The organism is Streptomyces sp. NPDC088746, from assembly GCF_044751065.1.
Lineage (GTDB): Bacteria > Actinomycetota > Actinomycetes > Streptomycetales > Streptomycetaceae > Streptomyces.
This window is the reverse complement of the sequence record NZ_JBIVLA010000010.1, coordinates 236,799-259,098: the sequence shown is the minus strand read 5'-3', so window position 1 is coordinate 259,098 and position 22,300 is coordinate 236,799. Positions and strand designations below refer to the sequence as shown.

General features: G+C 70.3%; 22 protein-coding genes and 4 tRNA genes. 12 read left to right on the top strand and 14 right to left on the bottom strand.

Going from position 1 to position 22,300, the window contains the following annotated elements:
* Window positions 1-62: 62 nt before the first annotated feature.
* Together ACIP63_RS34165 and ACIP63_RS34160 are read left to right on the top strand one after the other, a co-directional pair.
* A tRNA-Asp gene (locus tag ACIP63_RS34165) sits at window positions 63-137 on the top strand.
* A gap of 142 nt (window positions 138-279) precedes the next feature.
* Window positions 280-615 (top strand): DUF6274 family protein, encoded by a 336-nt coding sequence (locus ACIP63_RS34160; protein WP_401523697.1) that lies wholly within the window; start codon window positions 280-282, stop codon window positions 613-615.
* A gap of 546 nt (window positions 616-1,161) precedes the next feature.
* Here ACIP63_RS34160 and bldC read toward each other — a convergent pair.
* Both bldC and ACIP63_RS34150 read right to left on the bottom strand, forming a co-directional pair.
* Window positions 1,162-1,368 (bottom strand): developmental transcriptional regulator BldC, encoded by a 207-nt coding sequence (gene bldC / locus ACIP63_RS34155; RefSeq protein WP_003949541.1) that lies wholly within the window; start codon window positions 1,366-1,368, stop codon window positions 1,162-1,164.
* Window positions 1,369-2,028: 660 nt separating this feature from the next.
* Window positions 2,029-2,871, bottom strand: coding sequence for a hypothetical protein (locus ACIP63_RS34150; protein ID WP_401523694.1), 843 nt, complete (start codon window positions 2,869-2,871; stop codon window positions 2,029-2,031).
* A 177-nt stretch (window positions 2,872-3,048) separates the two neighbouring features.
* On the opposite strand from ACIP63_RS34150, the gene ACIP63_RS34145 reads away from it, so the two are divergent.
* Together ACIP63_RS34145 and ACIP63_RS34140 are read left to right on the top strand one after the other, a co-directional pair.
* Complete coding sequence (locus ACIP63_RS34145; protein ID WP_401523691.1) at window positions 3,049-4,146, top strand: Leu/Phe/Val dehydrogenase; 1,098 nt, start codon at window positions 3,049-3,051, stop codon at window positions 4,144-4,146.
* 346 nt (window positions 4,147-4,492) lie between these two features.
* Window positions 4,493-4,750, top strand: coding sequence for a DUF3073 domain-containing protein (locus ACIP63_RS34140; protein ID WP_014155056.1), 258 nt, complete (start codon window positions 4,493-4,495; stop codon window positions 4,748-4,750).
* Window positions 4,751-4,892: 142 nt separating this feature from the next.
* Here the strand turns inward: ACIP63_RS34140 and purM are convergent, their stop codons facing one another.
* Both purM and purF read right to left on the bottom strand, forming a co-directional pair.
* Entirely contained in the window at window positions 4,893-5,966 is a 1,074-nt protein-coding gene (gene purM / locus ACIP63_RS34135) for a phosphoribosylformylglycinamidine cyclo-ligase (protein WP_362936142.1), read from the bottom strand.
* A 60-nt stretch (window positions 5,967-6,026) separates the two neighbouring features.
* A complete protein-coding gene (purF, locus tag ACIP63_RS34130; protein ID WP_401523687.1) occupies window positions 6,027-7,553 on the bottom strand; it encodes an amidophosphoribosyltransferase in 1,527 nt (508 codons plus the stop codon).
* A 185-nt stretch (window positions 7,554-7,738) separates the two neighbouring features.
* Here purF and ACIP63_RS34125 point away from each other — a divergent pair, with 185 nt between their 5' ends.
* The gene (locus ACIP63_RS34125) at window positions 7,739-8,089 is read left to right on the top strand and encodes a putative leader peptide (protein ID WP_401523684.1); all 351 of its coding nucleotides are present in this window, start codon (window positions 7,739-7,741) and stop codon (window positions 8,087-8,089) included.
* Window positions 8,090-8,289: 200 nt separating this feature from the next.
* On the top strand, window positions 8,290-9,756 hold the full coding sequence (locus tag ACIP63_RS34120; protein WP_401523682.1) for a sulfatase-like hydrolase/transferase: 1,467 nt from the start codon (window positions 8,290-8,292) through the stop codon (window positions 9,754-9,756).
* 33 nt (window positions 9,757-9,789) lie between these two features.
* On the opposite strand, the gene ACIP63_RS34115 is transcribed toward ACIP63_RS34120, so the two are convergent.
* The 8 genes from ACIP63_RS34115 to purS all read right to left on the bottom strand — a co-directional run bounded on the left by ACIP63_RS34115 (window position 9,790) and on the right by purS (window position 16,413).
* Window positions 9,790-10,635: an META domain-containing protein gene (locus ACIP63_RS34115; RefSeq protein ID WP_401523679.1), complete on the bottom strand. Its 846-nt coding sequence runs from the start codon at window positions 10,633-10,635 to the stop codon at window positions 9,790-9,792.
* A gap of 37 nt (window positions 10,636-10,672) precedes the next feature.
* Entirely contained in the window at window positions 10,673-11,473 is an 801-nt protein-coding gene (locus ACIP63_RS34110) for a sterol carrier family protein (protein ID WP_401523676.1), read from the bottom strand.
* Window positions 11,474-11,524: 51 nt separating this feature from the next.
* Window positions 11,525-11,665, bottom strand: coding sequence for a hypothetical protein (locus ACIP63_RS34105; protein WP_401523673.1), 141 nt, complete (start codon window positions 11,663-11,665; stop codon window positions 11,525-11,527).
* Window positions 11,666-11,751: 86 nt separating this feature from the next.
* Window positions 11,752-12,576, bottom strand: a complete 825-nt coding sequence (locus ACIP63_RS34100) for a M23 family metallopeptidase (protein ID WP_401523670.1) — start codon at window positions 12,574-12,576, stop codon at window positions 11,752-11,754.
* A 30-nt stretch (window positions 12,577-12,606) separates the two neighbouring features.
* A complete protein-coding gene (locus ACIP63_RS34095) occupies window positions 12,607-13,134 on the bottom strand; it encodes a helix-turn-helix domain-containing protein (protein ID WP_362936123.1) in 528 nt (175 codons plus the stop codon).
* 104 nt (window positions 13,135-13,238) lie between these two features.
* Window positions 13,239-15,488 (bottom strand): phosphoribosylformylglycinamidine synthase subunit PurL, encoded by a 2,250-nt coding sequence (purL, locus tag ACIP63_RS34090; protein WP_401523667.1) that lies wholly within the window; start codon window positions 15,486-15,488, stop codon window positions 13,239-13,241.
* Window positions 15,485-16,165, bottom strand: a complete 681-nt coding sequence (gene purQ, locus ACIP63_RS34085) for a phosphoribosylformylglycinamidine synthase subunit PurQ (protein ID WP_401523664.1) — start codon at window positions 16,163-16,165, stop codon at window positions 15,485-15,487. Before purQ ends, purL begins: the two co-directional genes overlap by 4 nt.
* A complete protein-coding gene (gene purS / locus ACIP63_RS34080; RefSeq protein ID WP_031097355.1) occupies window positions 16,162-16,413 on the bottom strand; it encodes a phosphoribosylformylglycinamidine synthase subunit PurS in 252 nt (83 codons plus the stop codon). The genes purQ and purS overlap by 4 nt, the downstream gene beginning before the upstream one ends.
* Window positions 16,414-16,797: 384 nt before the next feature.
* Between purS and ACIP63_RS34075 the strand changes: the two genes are divergently transcribed.
* From ACIP63_RS34075 to ACIP63_RS34050, 6 genes are all read left to right on the top strand, one after another.
* Window positions 16,798-17,133: an Lsr2 family protein gene (locus ACIP63_RS34075; RefSeq protein ID WP_401523663.1), complete on the top strand. Its 336-nt coding sequence runs from the start codon at window positions 16,798-16,800 to the stop codon at window positions 17,131-17,133.
* Window positions 17,134-17,284: 151 nt separating this feature from the next.
* Window positions 17,285-17,356, top strand: a tRNA-Gly gene (locus tag ACIP63_RS34070).
* Between the two features lie 79 nt (window positions 17,357-17,435).
* Window positions 17,436-17,508 (top strand) — tRNA-Gly (locus tag ACIP63_RS34065).
* Window positions 17,509-17,673: 165 nt separating this feature from the next.
* The gene (locus tag ACIP63_RS34060) at window positions 17,674-18,933 is read left to right on the top strand and encodes a sensor histidine kinase (RefSeq protein ID WP_401523660.1); all 1,260 of its coding nucleotides are present in this window, start codon (window positions 17,674-17,676) and stop codon (window positions 18,931-18,933) included.
* Window positions 18,930-19,553, top strand: coding sequence for a response regulator (locus ACIP63_RS34055; protein WP_401523658.1), 624 nt, complete (start codon window positions 18,930-18,932; stop codon window positions 19,551-19,553). The genes ACIP63_RS34060 and ACIP63_RS34055 overlap by 4 nt, the downstream gene beginning before the upstream one ends.
* A 22-nt stretch (window positions 19,554-19,575) precedes the next feature.
* Window positions 19,576-19,648: transfer RNA gene (locus tag ACIP63_RS34050), tRNA-Gly, on the top strand.
* 44 nt (window positions 19,649-19,692) lie between these two features.
* Here ACIP63_RS34050 and ACIP63_RS34045 read toward each other — a convergent pair.
* Together ACIP63_RS34045 and ACIP63_RS34040 are read right to left on the bottom strand one after the other, a co-directional pair.
* Window positions 19,693-20,619, bottom strand: coding sequence for a phosphoribosylaminoimidazolesuccinocarboxamide synthase (locus ACIP63_RS34045; RefSeq protein ID WP_401523655.1), 927 nt, complete (start codon window positions 20,617-20,619; stop codon window positions 19,693-19,695).
* A gap of 150 nt (window positions 20,620-20,769) precedes the next feature.
* The gene (locus tag ACIP63_RS34040) at window positions 20,770-22,233 is read right to left on the bottom strand and encodes a N,N-dimethylformamidase beta subunit family domain-containing protein (RefSeq protein ID WP_401523653.1); all 1,464 of its coding nucleotides are present in this window, start codon (window positions 22,231-22,233) and stop codon (window positions 20,770-20,772) included.
* Window positions 22,234-22,300 lie beyond the last annotated feature (67 nt).

Here is a 22,300-nt window from a genome sequence, read left to right as displayed (position 1 = left end):
GCCCTCGGACCTCCTGTACAGTCTGTCTTCGCAGCAGGCCGCAAGGCAGGCAGCGAAAACCTGGTCCTGTGGAGCAGTTTGGAGTGCTCGCCACCCTGTCAAGGTGGAGGCCGCGGGTTCAAATCCCGTCAGGACCGCAGTAGACGGAAGCCCGGATCCCCTGGATCCGGGCTTCCGTGCTTCTTGACGCCGGCTCCCGCCGCGGGTAACTCCGTAGGACGGAGTCCGCCCCTCTTTCCCTCGACGCGGGGCGGCCGGGTCCACCGGGAGGCCGCACGCATGTCTGCGCCCACGGAAAGGCACGAGACCCGCGCGCTGCTGCGCGCCCATCTGGCGGCCGCCTCCGGCTACCGCCATCTCACCCGGCACTGTCCGATCTGCCACCGCCTGCTGCGGCTCGCCATGGAGCCGCTGACGGCCCCACAGGAGCCGCGTACGGCGCGGCAGGCCGACAACGTGGCCGGGCCGCCGCCGGCCCCGGAGGCCACCACCGGTGCGCTCGCGCAGGGCGCCCCCGCCGAGGCCTCGCCGCCGGAGGGCCACACGGCCGGTGCGGACCCCCTCACGCGCCGCCCTGCGGGCCGCCCTGTGGACGAAAGTCCTCCCACGACATGACCATCTGCCGCAGCCGGACGCCCTCCCGCAGTGGCAGGCTCGTAGTTGGCAAGACCGCGCGGGTGTGACGGGAGTCACCGCATCAGTTTTGCGCGGGGGGTACTTTACGCACTTCCTACAACTGGCGAATTTAATATGTGCAATTGCACTGCCCTGGAAGTACATCCCGGACCGTTCCACCCGAGCTGCCCCACGACGCCCGGGACCCGGGCGAACAGTCCCGAACAGCCCCGACCGGAGTCGCACACAGACGCCCCGCAAACCGACCCGTCGGCAGGTTCGGGCGCCCCGCGGGACCGTCCGGACACCCTTCGGGCGTCCTCCGTACGCCGGCGGGAGCCCTCCCGGGCAGCCGGCCCGCACCGCTCCGGGCACAAAAAGATCGCGCTGGACCCGGCGGAGTCCAGCGCGATCGAACGACGTACCCGCATCTCGCCGGGATGGCGCCCGTTGGGGCGGGCGCCCGTCGTGTGGAGCTATGAGTGGGGACACCGAGGGTTGGGGGACCCTTCAGCGCCCTGTTGTGGCTGCGGCGACAGGGGTGTGTCAGGCCTCGCTGCGCTGCTGCGGAATACCCGCAAGCAGTGCGCGGACCTCTGCCTCGCGGTACCGGCGATGCCCACCGAGCGTGCGGATGGACGTGAGCTTGCCAGCCTTTGCCCAACGGGTGACCGTCTTCGGGTCCACGCGGAACATCGTGGCAACCTCAGCCGGGGTCAGCAGCGGCTCGGCATCAGGGGTGCGAGCGGTCATGAGCGGCCTCCTCGGGAGAACCGAACCATCTCGGTTCTTTCCTCTAAATTCTGCACCTTGACCCGCGTTGCCCGAAATGGCGGACGCGGGCCGAGTCGGTTATAGGACGAACGGCTTGTCTTCGGCACTACAACTACACCATCCGTCCAGCCACGTCGGCCAAACCGATGGAATTGCCCTCCCAGGTGTTCATCAGCGACGGAAGCCGATGGACCATGCCATAGCGGACAGTCACGCCCCAGTAACGATCAGTCACAGGACAACCAGGAGTCGTCAGAAGTCGTCAGACCCCCCATAGCGTGCAATGCTGAGCATCCCGCCCATAGTTGGGCGGACAGAGTCCTCCCCGGACTCCTTGTCCTATTTTGGCATGAGGAGTAGGGAAGGGCGCAAGGGCCCCGTTAGTGCTATCCATCACGCTTGAGGCAAAGGCCCGGTTCGGGACGTAGGTCCCGGCCCCGGCGAGCGGTCTCCCGCCCCACCTGTCGCACGCGTCACACCGGGCGCCGGTTCACGGCCCGTCAGTTCCCCTCAGGACATCTCCGTTCACCTCCGCCGGGCTTCCTCGGTGCCCACGGATGTCGGACACCTCACAGGATGTCTCTTCCCTGCGGATAGCCCCTCTATGCGACGGTGCAATCCCATTCACACCGCTTCGGGCTAGTTGGAGGATTGTAGGTCACGCACCGCCCGCCAGCGGTCGGCGAGACGTCCGTACGCCACACCCGCCGCGTCACTGTCCCCGGAGCGCAGCGCCGCGATGCCCTCGGCCACGTCCGCCGCCGACCGGTCCGCGGCGAGCTGCTCACCGCTCAGCGCGTGGACCAGACCGCCGTAGTCCAGCTCGACCATGGCGCGCGGATGGAACTCCTCCAGCCAGCGCCCCACCTCCACGAGCCCCTCGGTCAGCGGACCCTCGTCCACGGTCTCCCGCAGCGTCCGCAGCGCCCTCGCCAGCCGGCGGCGCGCCTGCACCATCGGGGTCCGGTACCGCAGCAGCCGGTCCCCGGCCCCGCCCGCCGTCAGGTACTCCCGCTCCTCGTCGTCGAACAGCACGAACCAGCGCACCGGGACGTGCCACACCGTGGTCCGGATCCAGGGGCGGGCGTCCGGGTTCCGCTCGGCCCACCGCTCGTAGTCCGCCGCCGCCTGCCCCCGCACCACCGGGGGCAGGACCGCGTCCAGCACTGTGGCCGGAAACAGACCCCCCAGTTCGCTCATTGCCATCCAGCCGCGCATCCGGGTACGCCACGGACAGACGCAGACCACTCCGTCGACCAGCGCCACGAAGGCGTCCGCGCTCTCGTGCACCGGTACGGCCACCGGAGGGGTGGGGACCAAGTCGGCGAGCGAACGGCGCAGTTCGTCCTGGGCCGTGGGGAGCTCGGAGCGCTGCGCGTAGCGCGTCCAGTGGCCCCGTTCGGGTTCGCGGAAGGCGGCGAGCGGTTCGTACACCCGCAGGTAGGACGCGTAAGGGATGAGCACCGAGGACACCACCGACATGCGGTAAATCGTGTCACGCCGGTACGCCACAGGGGGGTGATCCCGGGCACGGGAACAGATCTACGCGTCACGAGGACTTACGCTCTTGCCCAGTCGGACCGTCCCGTCGCGGTCGGTCCGGGGCCCTCCCCACCTTCAGGAGGGTCTTCCGCCGCTTCGTACTTGGGAGTCACCACAGTGACCGATGTGACCGGCGTGCCAGACCCGTCAGATGTCCTGCACACCCTGTTCCACTCGGACCAGGGGGGCCATGAGCAGGTCGTCATCTGCCAGGACCGTGCCAGCGGCCTCAAGGCCGTCATCGCCCTCCACTCCACCGCCCTGGGCCCGGCCCTCGGCGGGACCCGCTTCTACCCGTACGCCTCCGAGGCCGAGGCCGTCGCCGACGCGCTGAACCTGTCGCGCGGCATGTCGTACAAGAACGCCATGGCCGGCCTCGACCACGGCGGCGGCAAGGCCGTCATCATCGGCGATCCCGACCGGATCAAGTCCGAGGAACTGCTCCTGGCCTACGGACGGTTCGTGGCCTCGCTCGGCGGGCGCTACGTGACCGCCTGCGATGTGGGCACGTACGTCGCCGACATGGACGTCGTCGCCCGGGAGTGCCGCTGGACCACCGGCCGCTCCCCCGAGAACGGCGGCGCGGGCGACTCCTCCGTCCTCACCGCGTACGGCGTCTTCCAGGGCATGCGGGCCTCCGCCCAGCACCTCTGGGGCGACCCCACGCTGCGCGGCCGCAAGGTCGGTGTCGCGGGCGTCGGCAAGGTCGGCCGCCACCTGGTCGAGCACCTGCTGAGCGACGGCGCCGAGGTCGTCGTGACCGATGTGCGCGAGGAGTCCGTACGCCGGATCACCGACCTGCACCCCGAGGTCTCCGTGGCCGTCGACACCGACGCGCTGATCCGCACGGAGGGGCTCGACATCTACGCCCCGTGCGCTCTCGGCGGCGCGCTCGACGACCACAGCGTTCACGTGCTCACCGCCAAGGTGGTGTGCGGCGCGGCCAACAACCAGCTCGCACACCCGGGCGTCGAGAAGGACCTTGCCGACCGATCGGTTCTGTACGCACCGGACTACGTGGTGAACGCCGGCGGCGTGATCCAGGTCGCCGACGAGCTCCACGGTTTCGACTTCGACCGGTGCAAGGCGAAAGCCACGAAGATCTTCGACACCACGCTGGCCATATTCGCACGTGCGAAGGCGGACGGAATCCCGCCGGCCGCGGCGGCCGACCGGATCGCCGAACAGCGCATGGCGGACGCCCGGCGTCGCTGACCCGTCACCCCGGAGTCGAGCACCCGTCACCGGACAGTGAGGAAGGCCCGGTGGCGGAGGCTCCGTACGGGCGGGGGATCAGCCGGCCGGGCCCCAGGGAGACAAGACTCACTCCGGTCGGCGGGTCGGCCGTCCACAAGAGGTTAAAATCGGGGTTGACCAGCGAGGACGGGCTCCTCTGCGGTCCTGCACCGAGGCGCGTGATGCGGGCGGCGTACCGTATGGCCGAGGAAGCAGGTACCGTTAAAGCCACGGGCGCGGTCTCTCAGCTGAGAGTCCGTCCTGAAACATGAACGCGTGTCAAGACTCTGGGGCCGTCGAGCCCCGTCACCGAGGGGGTCGAGCCATGGGGCGCGGCCGGGCAAAGGCCAAGCAGACCAAGGTCGCCCGCCAGCTGAAGTACAGCAGCGGCGGGACAGACCTGTCGCGTCTGGCCAATGAGCTGGGCGCATCGCCTTCGAGTCAGCCACCGAACGCCGAGCCGTTCGAGGACGACGACGAGGAAGATGACCCGTACGCACAGTACGCGGATCTGTACAACGACGACGAGGACGCGGACGAGGACGACCAGTCCGGTCCGTCGTCACAGCGCCGCGGCGCTTGACCTCGCGCTGACACATCAACCCGGTCCGGGCCTGCCCGGACCGGGTTCTGTGCTGTCCCGGCGCGGATGCGCGGAGTCCCTCGTGACAGGCCACCGGCCCCGCCGGCCCGGTGGTGTGCCGGACCGGCGGTGACGGAGCGTTCTACCGTGCGTAGCTGCCGGTCAGCTCGGCGCCCGTGGCGTGGTCACCGCGCTCGGTGATCTCGCCCGCGACCCAGGAGTCGACACCCCGGTCGGCCAGCGTCGTCAGCGCCGCGTCCACCGAGTCGGCGGGGACGACCGCGATCATGCCGACGCCCATGTTGAGCGTCTTCTCCAGCTCCAGCTGCTCAACCTGCCCGGCCTTGCCGACCAGGTCGAAGACGGCGCCCGGCGCCCAGGTGGACCGGTCGACCGTGGCGTGCAGCCCGTCCGGGATCACCCGGGCCAGGTTGTTGGCCAGGCCGCCCCCGGTGACGTGGCTGAAGCCGTGCACCTCGGTCGTACGGGTCAGTGCCAGGCAGTCCAGGGAGTAGATCCTGGTGGGCTCCAGGAGCTCCTCGCCGAGCGTCCTGCCGAACTCCTCGACCTCGCGGTCCAGGGTCCAGCCCGCCCGGTCGAAGACCACGTGGCGCACGAGCGAGTACCCGTTCGAGTGAAGACCGGACGACGCCATCGCGATCACGGCGTCACCCTTACGGATACGGTCCGGCCCCAGCAGCCTGTCGGCCTCGACCACGCCCGTACCGGCGCCGGCGACGTCGAAGTCGTCGGGGCCCAGCAGGCCAGGGTGCTCGGCCGTCTCGCCGCCGACCAGGGCGCAGCCCGCCAGGACACAGCCTTCGGCGATGCCCTTCACGATGGCCGCGACACGCTCGGGATGCACCTTGCCGACACAGATGTAGTCGGTCATGAAGAGCGGCTCGGCGCCGCAGACGACCAGGTCGTCGACGACCATGCCGACGAGGTCGTGGCCGATGGTGTCGTACACGCCCATCTGCCGGGCCAGGTCGACCTTCGTGCCGACGCCGTCGGTGGCGGAGGCGAGCAGCGGGCGCTCGTAACGCTTGAGCGCCGAGGCGTCGAAGAGGCCGGCGAACCCGCCGAGGCCGCCGAGGCCCGCGACCTCGGGGCGCTGCGTCTTCTTCACCCACTCCTTCATCAGCTCGACGGCGCGGTCACCGGCTTCGATGTCGACGCCCGCCGCAGCGTAGGAAGCACCTGTTGTCTCAGACATGGCCCGGGATCTTTCGTGTGGGAATACGGGGCTGGTGGGGAGGCAGCCGGTCGGTCCGGGTCACGGACGACGCAGCGCGTCGGACGCCGCGGTCGCGGCGGGACCGGCCGCCAGCTCGGTCTCCAGCAGCTGCTTGCCGAGCAGCTCCGGGTCCGGAAGCTCCATCGGGTATTCGCCGTCGAAGCAGGCGCGGCAGAGGTTCGGCTTGGCGATCGTCGTGGCCTCGACCATCGCGTCGAGCGAGATGTACGAGAGGGAGTCGGCACCCATGGAGGTGGCGATCTCGTCCACGGACATGCCGTTGGCGATCAGCTCGGCGCGCGTCGCGAAGTCGATGCCGAAGAAGCAGGGCCACTTCACGGGCGGGGAGGAGATCCGGATGTGGATCTCGGCGGCGCCCGCCTCGCGGAGCATCCTCACCAGGGCGCGCTGGGTGTTGCCGCGGACGATCGAGTCGTCGACGACCACCAGGCGCTTGCCCTTGATGACTTCCTTGAGGGGATTGAGCTTGAGCCTGATGCCCAGCTGGCGGATGGTCTGTGAAGGCTGGATGAAGGTCCGGCCGACGTAGGCGTTCTTGACCAGACCTGATCCGAACGGAATTCCGCTCGCCTCGGCGTAACCGATGGCCGCGGGGGTTCCCGATTCCGGCGTCGCTATGACCAGATCGGCCTCGACGGGGGCCTCGGCCGCCAGCTTCCGGCCCATCTCCACGCGGGAGAGGTAGACGTTCCGCCCGGCGATGTCGGTGTCGGGACGGGCCAGGTAGACGTACTCGAAGACGCAGCCCTTGGGCTTCGCTTCTGCGAAGCGGGTGCTGCGGAGGCCGTTCTCGTCGATGGCGACGAGCTCGCCCGGCTCGATCTCGCGGACGTAGCTGGCGCCGCAGATGTCGAGGGCGGCGGACTCGGAGGCCACCACCCAGCCACGCTCGAGCCGGCCGAGGACCAGGGGGCGGATGCCCTGCGGGTCGCGGGCCGCGTAGAGCGTGTGCTCGTCCATGTAGACGAGGGAGAAGGCGCCCTTGACCTCGGGGAGCACCTTTGCGGCGGCCTCCTCGATGGTGAGCGGCTTGTCGTCGTCATCTCTCTGGCCGGCGAGCAGCGCGGTCACCAGATCGGTGTCGTTCGTCGCGGCGACCTGGGTGGCACGGCCGTCCTTGCGGGGAAGGTCGGCGACCATCTCCGCGAGCTGGGCCGTATTGACCAGGTTGCCGTTGTGACCCAGGGCGATCGAGCCGTGCGCGGTGGCACGGAACGTCGGCTGCGCGTTCTCCCACACCGAGGCACCGGTGGTGGAGTAGCGGGCATGACCGACCGCGATATGGCCCTGGAGCGATCCCAGAGACGTTTCGTCGAAGACCTGCGAGACCAGTCCCATGTCCTTGAAGACCAGGATCTGGGACCCGTTGCTCACTGCGATGCCCGCGGACTCCTGTCCACGGTGCTGCAGGGCATACAGTCCGAAATAGGTGAGCTTGGCGACCTCTTCGCCCGGAGCCCAGACACCGAAGACGCCGCAAGCGTCCTGGGGGCCTTTCTCTCCGGGGAGCAGGTCGTGGTTGAGTCGTCCATCACCACGAGGCACGCCACCGAGTGTAGGCGAGATCGACCACCGGTCCGAATTGGGTGGCCGTCCGCCCGGAGCCACGGGCGGGGCGGCGGGGACCTTTCCACGAGCGCCCGACCAGGCACCACGCGATCACTCCGGGTGAACACGACCCTCTCGGCGCTCCGCCTCCACCCCGGCCCCAGAGCGCCCCGAGGCCGCCGATGCCCGGGATGGACGGCTGTTACCGACGAGTCGGGGGGCTCGGCCGTTCCGCGTCGGCGCCGCCTCCCTCGTGGCGCTCGGTGAGCCGGGACTGCCCGCGAAGCGGACGGTGGCCGAACGCTCGTTTCGTGGTGAGCCTCACACCGCGCGGGCCCGGCCGGGCCCCGCCGACCGCGTCCGGCGGCTCATGGGGACAGTGTCCGCAGTGCGAGATCACCGTTGACAGGCTCATGGCCCGTTGGGCAGGCTCCTTGCCCATGCAGCCCCTCGGTGATCACTCGGTCACGCTCGTGGAGCGCCGCCACGTCGATCTGGGACGTGTCGCGAGCGCCATCTGTCGCTGCGCCTGAGCCTGCCGCACCCCCGGAGCCTCCCGTAGGACTCACGCCCCGGACTCCGGCACATGTGCACGCGTTTCCCCCCTTCTCACGCTCTGCCCCGTCATGCCCGGGTACGCCCGCCCGCGCACCCTTTCCGACGGATCACCGCACCCGCCCCCTCGCACGCCGCCCCTCCCCCACCGGCGCGCGGGCCCCGCCCTGGAGCCCTCATGACGTCTCGTAATTCGAATACAGATTCGAATGAGCCTGCCAACTCACCGCTGAGCCGACGCGCCTTCACCACCGCCGTGGGCGCGACCGCCGCGACCGCCGCCGTCGGGATACAGGCCACCGCCCCGGCGGCCGCCGCCTCCGGGACCGCGTCCGACGGCGTGACGCGGGAGCGGCCGTTCCGCGCCGCCCGCGGCAAGCACTCGCGCCGCCCCAACATCCTGTTCATCCTCGGCGACGACCTCGGCTGGGCGGACCTCTCCTCGTACGGCGCTCCGCACATCCGCACCCCCAACCTGGACAGGCTCGGGCGGCAGGGCGTGCGGTTCACGGACGCCTACTCCGGTTCCGCCACCTGCTCACCCACCCGGTTCAGCCTCTACACGGGCCGCTATCCGGGGCGTACGAAGGGCGGGCTCGCGGAGCCCATCGCCGACCGGTCCGTGGGGCTGGAGCCCACCCACCCGACGCTGGCCTCCCTGCTGCGCGGCGCCGGTTACGCGACCGCGCTGATCGGCAAGTGGCACTGCGGGTTCCTGCCGGACTACAGCCCGACCAAGTCGGGCTGGGACGAGTTCTTCGGCAACTTCGGCGGGGCCCTGGAGTACTACTCCAAGCTCGGACAGGGCGGCGAGTACGACCTGTACGAAGGCGATGCCGAATACAAGGACCTGCGCTACTACACCCGGATCCTGACGGAGCGGGCGAGCGAGTACGTCCAGCGCGACCACGACAAGCCGTGGCTTCTCAATCTGAACTTCACCACCCCGCACTGGCCGTGGATCGCCGACGGCGACACGGAGGCCAGTGCCGAGATCGTCCGCCGGATCAAGGCCGGCGAGGGACGCGCCCTGTGGAACGCCGACGGCGGCTCGGTCGAGAAGTACACGGAGATGGTCGAGGACCTGGACCGCTCCGTCGGCGAGGTGCTGAAGGCGCTGAAGCGGTCGGGGCAGGAGGAGGACACCCTGGTCTTCTTCGCCAGCGACAACGGCGGCGAGCGGTTCTCCTACAACTGGCCGCTGTCCGGCAACAAGAGCTCCCTCCAGGAGGGCGGCATCCGCGTGCCCTCGGTGCTGCGCTGGCCCGCCCGGATCGACGGTCACCAGGTCAGCGATCTCCCGGTGTTCTCGCCCGACTGGACGGCGACCCTGCTGGAGCTCGGCGGAGCACGGCCGGACCCCGCCCACCCGCTGGACGGCGTCAGCCTCGCGGGATATCTGCTGCGCGACGAGACCCCGAAGGAGCGCGACCTGTTCTGGCGGGTGCGCGGTGAGCGGGCGCTGCGGCGCGGCGACTGGAAGTACTACAGGGGGAAGAGCGGAACCGACCAGCTCTTCAACCTGGCCGACGACCAGCGCGAACAGGCCGACCGTGGGGCGGCCGAGCCGGAGCGGCTGGCGGCGCTGCGGGCGTCGTGGGAGAGGACGGACTCCGGTCTGCTCCCGTATCCGACCGGTTCCTGAGGCATCGGTTCCGGACGGACGAGCCCCGGCCGGTCAGTCCTCGGCCGCCGGGGCGGCGGCGTCGAGCCCCTTGCCGCCCTTGCCCTCGATCGACAGGGAGCGGTGATCGATCTCGTACGTCGTCCTCCCCTCCAGCACACCCTGCAGCGCGCGCTCCAGCTCCATCTCCGGGCCCGCGCACATCTTCCGGGTGGAGGCGAGCGGACCGAAGGTGAGGGTGGAGCCGGAGACCGCCGCCTTTCCGTGGAAGGAGTTGCAGCCGAGGTTCCCCTCCACCGAGCCGTCCTTGCCGAAGGTGAGATGCGCCTTCTTCTCCGTACCGGCGGGCAGGGAGGTGACGACACTGCCGGACACGAGTCCGGTGACCTTCCAGGTGGTGCCGGTGAGCGGAGCCGGCGGCTCGGAGCTGAGGGCGATGGAGTCGCCCTGCGCGGTGGTCAGGGTCAAGGCCTTCCCGCCGCTCCGGTCCGCCACCGCGGCCTTGAGCTCGCCGCTGAAGGCACGGCCCATCGCCTTCTCGAACTGCTGGACATCCTCCTCGCACCCCATCTCCGTGGTCGTGTTCGGCCCGACGGTCACCTTGTCGCCCTCGACCTGGACGTCGGCGGTGAAGCGGTTGCAGCCCAGACTGCCGGTGGCCTTGCCGTCGGGGCCGATCTCGACATGGGCACCCGCGGGGGCGGTGGTCTTCTTCCCGCCGACGGTCAGGGAGGACACGTTCCAGTGGACACCGGTCAGGGATGGGCCCGTCCGTACGGTGCCGCTGCCGTCCCCGGAGTCCCCGGAACCCGCTCCGGAGCCCGACTCCGTGCCGCAGGCGGCAAGGGTGAAGGTGGCCAGGACGACAACGGCGCTGACAGCCATACGTTGTTTGCGCATGGCCATGGGACGGATCGACCGGCCGATCCGGTTCCCCTCAGCCCATCAGAGGCAGCAGCGGGGCGAGGTCGGCCCGCTCACCACTGGCGCTGACCTGCGCCGCTTCGAGCGCGTCCGCCCACCGCGTACGTCCGGTGGCCAGCCGGATCCAGGTGAGCGGGTCCGTCTCCACGACGTTGGGCGGCGTGCCCCGGGTGTGCTTGGGGCCGCCGATGCACTGGACGACGGCGAAGGGCGGGACGCGCACCTCGACGGAGCCGCCGGGCGCCTTGTCCGCGAGCGCGTCGGCGAGCAGCCGGGTGCAGGCGGCGAGCGCCTGCCGGTCGTACGGGATGTCGAGGCCGGTCGCCCGGTGGAGATCATCGGTGTGGACGACGAGTTCGGCGGTACGGGTCACCAGGAAGTCGCCCAGCCGCATCGTGCCCGCCCGGGTCGTCACCAGCCGGTCGCCGGCGCCGTCGGGCACCAGCTCGGCGAACCGGGCGGCCGTCCGCTCGTACAGCGCGCCGAGGTCGGGGTGGGCCTCGGCGAGGTCCCGGGTGTGGTCGGCGATTCCCGCGGCGTTCCCCGCGGTGGAGAAGGGCCACTCCAGCAGGGCGATCTCCGGCTTGGGCCCACCGGCCGGCTCCGGCAGTTCCATCGACCGGCTGACCCGCTCCAGCGCCGTGGTCATGTGCGCCATGAGCTCACGCACGGTCCACTCCCCCAGCCCGGGCAGGGCCAACTGCTGCGGCGTCAGCGTGCGGAGGGCGTCCTGGACGTGGGCGAACTGGGCCAGGACCGCGGTCCTGGTCCGGGACATGTCGTAGGCGCGGGGGCGCTTCTTGGCCGGTGGCATAGGGGCGAGACTAACCGGCGGGGCCGACAGCGGACCCGTGCACCGCCGGACTCAGTTCCGCGCGAAGTCCGCCGCGTCGGGACGGACGACGTCCGTGCAGCCGCGGCGCCCGGTGGCGTCGTCGACGTACGCCCGGAACAGGGCTTCCAGCGCTTGTTGAAGGCGTTGCCCCAGGGTCCGCGGTCGGGCCACTCCCGTACGACGCCGTCCTGCTGCGCACCGTCCCGATCGTCCACCGTCGCCCCCCGTACGGTCCCCCGCTTACGTTCGCCAAGCTATCAGCCGGTACCGACAGTCCCCTCGGCCGTGAACGCCTCGCCGTTGGCCGGTACGCCGACGCCCCGCCAGGTGAAGGGGATACCCCGCGCCACGTCGAGATCCGGGTGGTCCATCAGCTGGAAGTGCACATGCGGCTCGGTGGAGTTGCCGGAGTTCCCGCAGCGGGCCAGCACCTGCCCCTCCCGGACGGTGTCCCCCGCCTTCACCTGGAGGGAGCCGTTCCGGACGTGCGCGTACGCGGCGTACGTCCCGTCGCCGAGGTCGAGCACGACGTGGTTGCCGACGATCCTGTGGGCGCCGGTCATGTCACGTACAGATGCCTCCACCAGCATCAGATACGCCAGGGCGGGGCCGGAGTTCCGGCTGAGGTGGTCGCGCTGGCCGTCGCTCGCGTGCACGACCGTGCCGTCCGCCACCGCGACGAGCGGGGCGTCGAAGGCCGGGAAGTCGCGGTTGGGCCGGGCGACGGGCCACAGCCACCGGAAGGGGGGCCGGCCGCCCTCCTCCGGTTCGGCGACGATGTCGATCGCGTACGTCTGCCCGTAGCCGTGGGTGCCGTGGCTGGGGACCTTGTCGGCCGGGCTGTTGACCGCGGTCCAGCGCCCGGTCACCGGTGGCCCCACCTCGACGGCCGGCCGGTCCTTCGCCAGATCCTCTGCGCTGCGGCGGCCCATCAGGAGCCCGATGAGGATCGCGGCCCCCGCGGGCACGAAGGTCAGCCCGAAGGGCACCAGCGGCTCGGCGAAGAGTCCGGCCAGCACCAGCGCGACGAACACGAGCCAGCAGCAGCGGTACGTGACCATCGCGGCCTTACGTGCGGACATGAGGCCCCCCTCGGTCTCGGCGTACAGGTCTCAGGGCCGGGCGGCCGTGAGCACCACCAGCAGCGGCACCACCCGGGCGCCGGGCACCTCGTAACGCCCGCGGCCCGTCGTGTGCAGCCAGCCCGCGCCGGTCAGCAGGCGCAGATGGTGGTAGATCTGGCCGGTCGTGCCCGTGTCGTCGAGCTCGGCCAGTTCGGCGGCCGTGCGGCGGCCGCCGAGGATCTCGCGGAGCAGCCGCAGCCGGACCGGATGGCCCAGCGCCGCCAGGGGTTCGGCGGCTTCCGCCCAGTCGGGACGGTCCTCGTCCGTGCTCCCCAGGAGGCCCACGGTGAGCGCGCCGTACTGCCACTCGTACCGCTCGCCGGCCGGCAGCTTCACCGCGCCCGTGAACAGCACCCCGCCGTCGGCCGCCGCGTCCCCGACCTGGCCGAGCTGTTCCTTCAGCCCGTCCAGCGCCCAGAAGTCCCCGACGCCCAGCTCCGGCTTCTCGCTCCCGGCAGCCGACTCCAGCACCGCGAGGCGCCGCTCCAGCTCGGCGACGCGCTCCTCCAGCTCCATGGCTTCCACCTTACGTAATTACGTAATCTCGATCAACGGGTACGGCAGGAATGCCGAAGCCCCCGCCCGGTCGACCCGGACGGGGGCTTCGGTACAGGCGGAACCTAGGCGAACAGACCCTCCAGGGTCCCCTCGTGCGCGGTGCGCAGCTCGCTCAGCGGGATGCTGAACTCGCCCTGGATCTCGATCTCCTCGCCGTCCACGACACCGATCCGGGCGACGGGCAGACCCCGCGCACCGCACATGTCGTTGAAGCGGAGCTCCTCGCTGCGCGGGATCGAGACGACCGCACGGCCGGCCGACTCCGAGAACAGGAAGGTGAACGCGTCCAGGCCGTCCGGGACCACCAGCCGGGCACCCTTCCCGCCACGCAGGCAGGACTCGGTGACCGCCTGGATCAGACCGCCGTCGGAGAGGTCGTGCGCCGCGTCGATCATGCCGTCTCGGGAGGCCGAGATCAGGATCTCGCCGAGCAGCTTCTCGCGGCCCAGGTCGACCTTCGGCGGCATGCCGCCGAGGTGCTGGTGGACGACCTCGGACCAGGCCGAGCCGCCGAACTCCTCCCGGGTCTCGCCCAGGAGGTAGAGCAGCTGGCCCTCTTCGGCGAAGGCGACCGGCGTGCGCCGGGTGACGTCGTCGATCACACCGAGGACGGCCACGACCGGCGTCGGGTGGATCGCCGTCTCACCGGTCTGGTTGTACAGCGAGACGTTGCCGCCGGTGACCGGGGTGCCCAGCTCCAGGCAGCCGTCCGCGAGACCACGGGTGGCCTCGGCGAACTGCCACATGACATCCGGGTCCTCGGGCGAACCGAAGTTCAGGCAGTCGGAGATGGCGAGCGGCTTGGCGCCGGACGCGGCGACGTTGCGGTAGGACTCGGCCAGCGCGAGCTGCGCGCCCGTGTACGGGTCGAGCTTGGCGTAACGGCCGTTGCCGTCGGTCGCCATGGCGACGCCCAGGTTCGACTTCTCGTCGATCCGGACCATGCCGGCGTCCTCGGGCATCGCCAGCACGGTGTTGCCCTGCACGAAGCGGTCGTACTGGTCGGTGATCCAGGACTTGGAGGCCTGGTTCGGGGAGCCGACCAGCTTGAGGACCTGCTCGCGCAGCTCCGCGCCGTTCGCCGGACGGGCCAGCTTCCCGGCGTCGTCGGCCTGGAGGGCGTCCTGCCAGGAGGGGCGGGCGAACGGCCGGTGGTAGGTCGGGCCCTCGTGGGCCACGGACCGCGGCGGTACGTCCACGATCTGCTCGCCGTGCCAGAAGATCTCCAGCTGCGTGCCCTCGGTCACCTCACCGATGACGGTGGCGATGACGTCCCACTTCTCGCAGATCTCCATGAAGCGGTCCACGTGCTGCGGCTCGACGATCGCGCACATGCGCTCCTGCGACTCGCTCATGAGGATTTCCTCGGGCGAGAGGGAGGAGTCGCGCAGCGGCACGGTGTCCAGCTCGACGCGCATACCGCCGGAGCCCGCGGAGGCCAGCTCGCTCGTGGCGCAGGAGAGCCCGGCGCCGCCGAGGTCCTGGATGCCCGCGACGAGCTTCTCCTTGAAGATCTCCAGGGTGCACTCGATGAGGAGCTTCTCCTGGAACGGGTCGCCGACCTGGACGGCGGGGCGCTTGGTGGGCTTGGTGTCGTCAAAGGTCTCCGAGGCCAGCACGGAGACGCCGCCGATGCCGTCGCCACCGGTGCGGGCGCCGTAGAGGATCACCTTGTTGCCGGGGCCGGAGGCCTGGGCGAGGTGGATGTCCTCGTGCTTCATCACGCCGATGCAGCCGGCGTTGACGAGCGGGTTGCCCTGGTAACAGGCGTCGAAGACGACCTCGCCGCCGATGTTCGGCAGGCCGAGGCAGTTCCCGTAGCCGCCGATGCCCGCGACGATGCCCGGCAGGACCCGGCGGGTGTCGGGGTGGTCGGCCGCACCGAAGCGCAGCGGGTCGACGACCGCGATCGGCCGGGCACCCATGGCCAGGATGTCGCGGACGATGCCGCCGACGCCGGTGGCCGCGCCCTGGTAGGGCTCGATGTACGAGGGGTGGTTGTGCGACTCGACCTTGAAGGTGACCGCGTAACCCTGGCCGACGTCGACCACACCGGCGTTCTCACCGATGCCGACGAGCATCGCGTCGTTGGCGGGGACCTTCTCGCCGAACTGCTTGAGGTGGACCTTGCTGCTCTTGTACGAGCAGTGCTCGGACCACATCACGGAGTACATGGCGAGCTCGGCGCCGGTGGGACGGCGGCCCAGGATCTCGCGGATCCGGGCGTACTCGTCCTCCTTGAGGCCGAGCTCCTTCCAGGGCTGCCCGGCGTCCGGGGTTTCGGCCGCGTGCTTGACCGTGTCCAGGCTCATGCGTTGACCAGCTTCTTGATGATCGAGGTGAAGAAACCCAGACCGTCGGTGCGACCGGTACCGATCAGCGGCTCGACGGCGTGCTCCGGGTGCGGCATCAGACCGACGACGTTGCCCGCGGCGTTGGTGATGCCGGCGATGTCGCGCAGCGAGCCGTTCGGGTTGACGTCGGCGTAACGGAAGGCGACGCGGCCCTCGGCCTCCAGCTCGTCGAGCGTGCGCTCGTCGGCGGTGTACCGGCCGTCCACGTTCTTCAGCGGTACGGAGATCTCCTGGCCCGCCGAGTAGTCCGTGGTCCAGGCGGTCTCCGCGTTCTCCACCCGCAGCTTCTGGTCGCGGCAGATGAAGTGGAGGTCGTTGTTGCGCAGCATCGCGCCGGGCAGCAGGTGTGCCTCGGTCAGGATCTGGAAACCGTTGCAGATACCCAGGACCGGCATGCCGGCCTTCGCCTGCTCGATGACGGTCTCCATCACCGGCGAGAAACGCGAGATGGCGCCGGCGCGCAGATAGTCGCCGTAACTGAATCCGCCCGCCAGGATGACCGCGTCGACCTGGTGGAGGTCCTTGTCGCGGTGCCAGAGGGATACGGGTTCTCCACCCGCGATCCGCACGGCCCGCAGGCTGTCCTGGTCGTCGAGCGTGCCGGGAAAAGTGACGACGCCGATACGGGTGGTCACTTCTCCTCCTCCACCTTGACGGTGAAGTCCTCGATGACGGTGTTGGCGAGGAAGGTCTCGGCCAACTCGTTAATACGGGCGAGGGCGGCATCGTCGACCGGCCCCTCGACCTCGAGCTCGAAACGCTTTCCCTGACGAACGTCCGCGATTCCGTCGAAGCCGAGACGGGGCAGTGCGCGCTGCACAGCCTGTCCCTGCGGGTCGAGGATCTCCGGCTTGAGCATGACGTCGACTACGACGCGTGCCACTGGCACTCCCGGTGGTGTGGTGCGGCTGTGTCTCCGAGGGGTTCCCCAGATCCCCGCGGGTCCTCTCAGCGTACCTGGCCCGAAATTCTACGCGGGTAGATATCGGGCTGCCCTGATCACGACGAGATATCGGAGGCGACAACAGCCGGGAAAAATCCTGGAAAAAATCTTCACCCGGATTGCACGCGGACACACGACGGCAACACGCGGACGCAATTGGCCGGGCTTCACAATGCGGCTCCCACCGCTGTACAAATGAATACCGGGGAAAGCACGATTGCCCCGGAACAGTCGACAGCCGTCGATCCGTATCCGCCCAGCCGCCGGAAGGCCGGCATCAGCGCATGTCAGGCGCGCCGATGCCGTAGGAAAGGACCGATATCCGTGGCTCAGCGCGTCGTGGTCACACTCTCCGACGACATCGACGGGGGAGAAGCGGCGGAAACGGTCACCTTCGCCCTGGACGGGAAGTCGTACGAGATCGACCTCAATCCCGCCAATGCAAAGAAACTGCGTAAGTCGCTGGCCCCGTACGTCGCGGCAGGCCGAAAGCAGACAAATACCGGCAAGCGCGGCAAGGCTCCGGTGTCGTACCACCACACGTCGCTCGCGCCGGACCCCGCGGCCGTGCGCGCCTGGGCCCGCTCGCACCGGATGGAGGTGCCGGCCCGCGGCCGGATCCCCAAGAAGGTCTACGAGGCGTTCGACGCGGCCAGTTGAGGCGGCGCCCGGAATGCTCCATTCCGCTCCGGCCTCCGCCGGACCCCGGTGCGCCACCTCGGGGAGCCGACTTGCACAACACCCCTGCAGGTCGGCTAGAGTCTGGAGCACGCCGAAGGGCAAGGCCGAAAGGCCGGGTCCGACGCAGCGTGCGGGTGTAGTTCAGTAGTAGAACATCCCCCTTCCAGGGGGAAGGCGCAGTGTGCAATTCCTGTCACCCGCTCTGCACTGCCTTACCGGACCACTGAGTGGATCAGGTAGAGTGGTGAGCGCTCCACCGGTGAAAGCCGAGTGGCGGCAATGCGGACGTAGCTCAGTTGGTAGAGCGCAACCTTGCCAAGGTTGAGGTCGCCAGTTCGAACCTGGTCGTCCGCTCTTGATTCAAAGGCCCCGGTCGATATCGACCGGGGCCTTTGGCGTTTCCGGTTATCGACCCATGACGTTTGTCATGAGCAGCGATGACAATGCGCACTGCTCGCGGCAGTGATCCTGCGGAAGTCTTGAGCGAGAGGTCCACGGGGAACGAGGGGGAGCGAGACCGTGTGGGTACGGACACAGGTGCGCGGCTGGCAGCGGCGTGAGGGCTTCGACAAGATCGATCTCTACACGCGGGGCACCATGCACTCCATGGTCTGGGGAATGGTCGTGTGCGTGGCGCTCCTGTCGGTGACGCGCCCGGTCCGGCTCTCCGACGCACCCGCCGCCCTGATCGCACTCACCGTCCTGACCGTGATCGCGCAGGGCGTCTGCTCGGTGCCGCTGGTCTCCCGGGCCCTCGACGGCTACCTCGGCCGCAGGGGCGTCGGACGACGCCCGATGGCCCTGGCGGCCACCCTGTTCCTCGTGAACGCGGCAAGCCTGCTGGCGCTCGGCGGTTACGCCGGCACCGAGACCTACCCCGAGCTGCCGGTGGCCCTGGGGGCGGTTGCGTGGCCGTTCCTGACGCCGTTCGTCCTCGCCGTCCCGGTGTGGGCGTCCACTGTGTGCATCGCGGTGGTGGCGGCCGGCATGAGCGGCGGCGCCCTGCTGGCCGGAGGCACCGGTTCCTTCGCCCTGGCCACCCTGACAGGCGTGGGCTTCGGCGGTCTGCTGATCTGCTCCACCGTGCGCCTCTCCGCATGGACGCTCGGCATCATGCAGAAGCTCCGCGACGCCCGGGACATCGAGACCCGGCTGGCGGTCGCCGAGGAGCGGCTGCGGTTCGGGCGGGACATGCACGACGTGCTGGGCCGGAATCTGGCGGTCATCGCACTGAAGAGCGAGCTCGCGGTCGAGCTGGCGCAGCGCGGGAAGCCCGCCGCGACGGACCAGATGGTCGAGGTGCAGCGCATCGCCCGCGCCTCCCAGCAGGAGGTCCGGGACGTCGTACGGGGCTACCGGGAGGCCGATCTCCGTACGGAACTGCTGGGAGCCCAGGGGGTCTTGCGGGCCGCGGGAATCGAGTGCGCCGTCCACGGCGACGGCGGGCAGCTCCCCTCCCCCGTGCGGTCGGCGCTCGGCTGGGCCGTACGCGAGGGGGCCACCAACGTGCTGCGGCACGGCGATCCGCAGTGGTGCGACATCCGGCTGGAGACCGCGCGGGACGGGGTCCGTCTGGTGGTGGCGAACGACGGTGTGACACCGGACAAGGCCGTCGTCCCCGGCGGCGGCTCAGGACTCCACGGGCTCCGGGAACGGCTGGCCGCGGTCGGCGGTTCGCTGGAGGCGGGGCCGACGGGTGACGGGCGGTTCCATCTGACCGCGACTGTCCCGCTGCCCTCGCCACGGAACACCGCACCCTCCCCGCTGGAGTTGAGATGACACCCGCACCGGACCCCGTCCGCGTCCTGCTCGCCGACGACGAGCACCTGATCCGGGGCGCGCTGGCCGCTCTCCTCGCCCTGGAGGACGACATCGTCCTGGTCGCCGAGGCGGCGACCGGGCCGGAGGCGCTCGCCATGGCGATGGCCCACCGGCCCGATGTGGCAGTCCTGGACCTGGAGATGCCGGGCGCCGACGGTGTGAAGGTCGCCACATCGCTGCGGACCGGACTGCCCGGCTGCAAGACCATGATCGTGACGAGTCACGGTCGGCCCGGGCACCTGAAACGCGCTCTGGCGGCGGGCGTCCGGGCGTTCGTCCCGAAGACGGTCAGCGCCCGGCGGCTGGCCGAGATAATCCGCACGGTGCACGCCGGAAACCGTTATGTGGACCCGGAGTTGGCGGCCGACGCGATCTCCGCCGGGGACTCGCCCCTGACCGCGCGGGAGGCGGAGGTGCTGGAGCTCGCGGCGGACGGCGCACCGGTCGCGGAGATCGCGGAGCGGGCGTCGCTGTCACAGGGCACCGTGCGCAACTACCTGTCGGCGGCCGTCTCCAAACTCGGGGCGGAGAACCGTCATGCGGCAGTGCGTCTCGCACGGCAGAGAGGTTGGGTATAGTAGGCACCGCGCTTCGGCGCACGCGGACGTAGCTCAGTTGGTAGAGCGCAACCTTGCCAAGGTTGAGGTCGCCAGTTCGAACCTGGTCGTCCGCTCCGCACAAGAAGGCCCCGGTCATCGCGACCGGGGCCTTCTGCTGTCACACGCCCTGGGCCGGCCAACTCGTGCCGGTCAGGAGCTCGTACGCGTCGATGTACTTGGCGCGGGTCGCGTCGACGATCTCCTGCGGCAGCGGCGGGGGCGGCTGCTCGCCGTGGCGGTCCCAGCCGGAGGCCGGCGAGGTCAGCCAGTCACGCACGAACTGCTTGTCGTACGAAGGCTGCGCCTTGCCCGGCTCCCAGCTCTCGGCCGGCCAGAAACGGGAGGAGTCGGGCGTCAGCACCTCGTCCGCGAGGATCAGCTCCTCGCCGCCGTCCGCGGTCGGCGCGAAGCCGAACTCGAACTTCGTGTCGGCGAGGATGATCCCGCGCTCACGGGCGATGTCCCGGGCGCGGCCGTAGACGTCCAGCGTCGTCCGGCGCAGCACGGCCGCCGTCTCGGGGCCGACCTCGCGGGCGACCTCCTCGTACGACACGTTCTCGTCGTGATCGCCGACCGCGGCCTTCGTGGCCGGGGTGAAGATCGGCCCCGGGAGCTCGGAGCCGTCGACCAGGCCCTCGGGCAGACCGAGACCGCAGACGGTCCGGGTGGCGTTGTACTCCGTCAGACCGGAGCCCGTCAGATAGCCACGCGCCACACACTCGACCGGGACCATCCGCAGCGAGCGGCAGATCAGGGTCCGGCCGGCCCAGTCGGCGGGGGCGCCGGGCGGAAGCTCCGTCGACAGCACATGGTTGGGGACGAGATCGGCGAGCTGGTCGAACCACCACAGCGACAGCTGGGTGAGCACACGGCCCTTGTCCGGGATCTCGGTGGGCAGGACCCAGTCGTACGCGGACATACGGTCACTGGCGACCATCACGAGGTCACCCGCCTCGTTCCGGTACAGGTCGCGCACCTTGCCGGTGTGCAGGTGGGTGAGCCCCGGCACCTGCACGGGCTCGGGCTTTTCTACGAAACCGGACACGCTGCCTCCGCGTAGGTTGATCCAGGAGTCGTTCCGATTGTCCCGCATGCCGGGGAGCCGCGCCGCCAGGGGTCGCCCCGTGGACAGGGCGGGGCCGCCCAGGGGCCGGAGCAGGAGCTCGCGGGGCGGACGGACGACGGGTTCCGCTTCTCAGTCCCGCTTGCAGATCCGGTCGAGCAGGTTGGCCGTGGCCCGCTGGATACGGGAGTCGACGTGGCCCGGCCGGTCCAGGGCCGGGGACCAGGCGAAGGTGCCCGAGGCGAAGACGAGCGCGCCCGACGGGGCGCGGTACAGCGAGGTCTCCTGGTGCCGCGTCGCCCCCTCGCCGTCGGCATACGGGGAGTGTGCGAGCAGCATGCGGCTCTCGTGCTCGGGCAACGCCGTACGCGGGAAGTAGCGGTCGGCCTCACCGGCGACCAGCCCGTCGATCTCGTCGCCCTCGGCCGCGCCGGTGGCCTCCCAGAGCCAGTGGCTCGCGTTCCGCACGACCAGCGGGTGCGGATCGGGGACCCGGCCCGCGTACTGGATGCCGAGCAGCTGCTGTTCGGGGCGGTCGACCTCTCGCCACAGCGCGGGCTTTCCCGGGCCGCGGCGCTTGCGGCAGGTGAGCAGGCGGTCGGGAACACCGGAGGGGGACGGGCCCAGGCCGACCTGCCAGTACATGGTGTTGGCCGAGAGGAAGACGAGCGAGGTGCCGGTGTCCCTGGCCAGCTCGGCGGTGCGGCGCATCGGCACCGACCAGTACTCGTCGTGGCCGGGGAAGACCAGGCCCCGGTAACGGCCGGGGTCCACGCGTCCGGCGTGCAGGTCGCGGGCGTCGGCGTACGCGAGGTCGTAGCCGTAACGCTCGGCCCAGCGGATGAAGTCGTAGGCGTGGCCGACGTGGAGAGGCAGCCCGGCGCCCGCGTAGGGGCGGTCGAAGGAGATGGTGACGGCGGCGTCCTCCTCGCCCAGCAGCCGGCCCCGCTCGTCCCACGCGTGGTACAGGCTCGCGCCGGTGCGGCCGTCCTCCGGATAGAGGTTGTAGGCCTGCCAGGTGACGTCCGGCAGCAGGAGCAGCAGGTCCGCGGGGTGGTCGTCGCGGACCGTGAAGGGGACGTGCGAGCGGTGACCGTCGGCGGTGGTGAGCACGGCGACGTACGCCCCGACCGACCAGTAGCTGGGGATCTGGAGCCGCCAGGAGAGCCACCAGTGATGGCAGGAGACCGTCCGCTCGGCGGTCAGCGGTGCCGGCTGGACGATGCCGGAGAGACGCGGGCTGGTGGTGATCTTGGCGGCGCCGTCACCCGCGTAGTGCCCGATGCGGTAGACGTCGACGGAGAACTGCTGGGGCGGGTCCACCGTGATGTGGAAGTCGATCGCCTCGCCGGGTGCCGCGGCGCCGGGGGACACGAACCCCTTGATCTGCTGGTGCACGTCGTCGGCCGTCCGCGTGCCGCCGCCGGTACCGCCGCGGCCGAGCTCGGGGTCGGCGTACCAGGGGACGACCTGGCCGGTGTCGTCGAAGTAGTTCTCACTTCCTCGCAGCCAGGGCAGCGGGCCCTGCCCGAAGGGGTCGCTCACGGCATGCGCGAGGGCACCCGATTCCCATCGCCGGATCTGCTCCGCCCCCATCCCGCTCCCCTCCCTCGTCCCCCGACATGTCTGCCGCGCCGGGTCCCGGCGCCGTCCCCCAGCACAT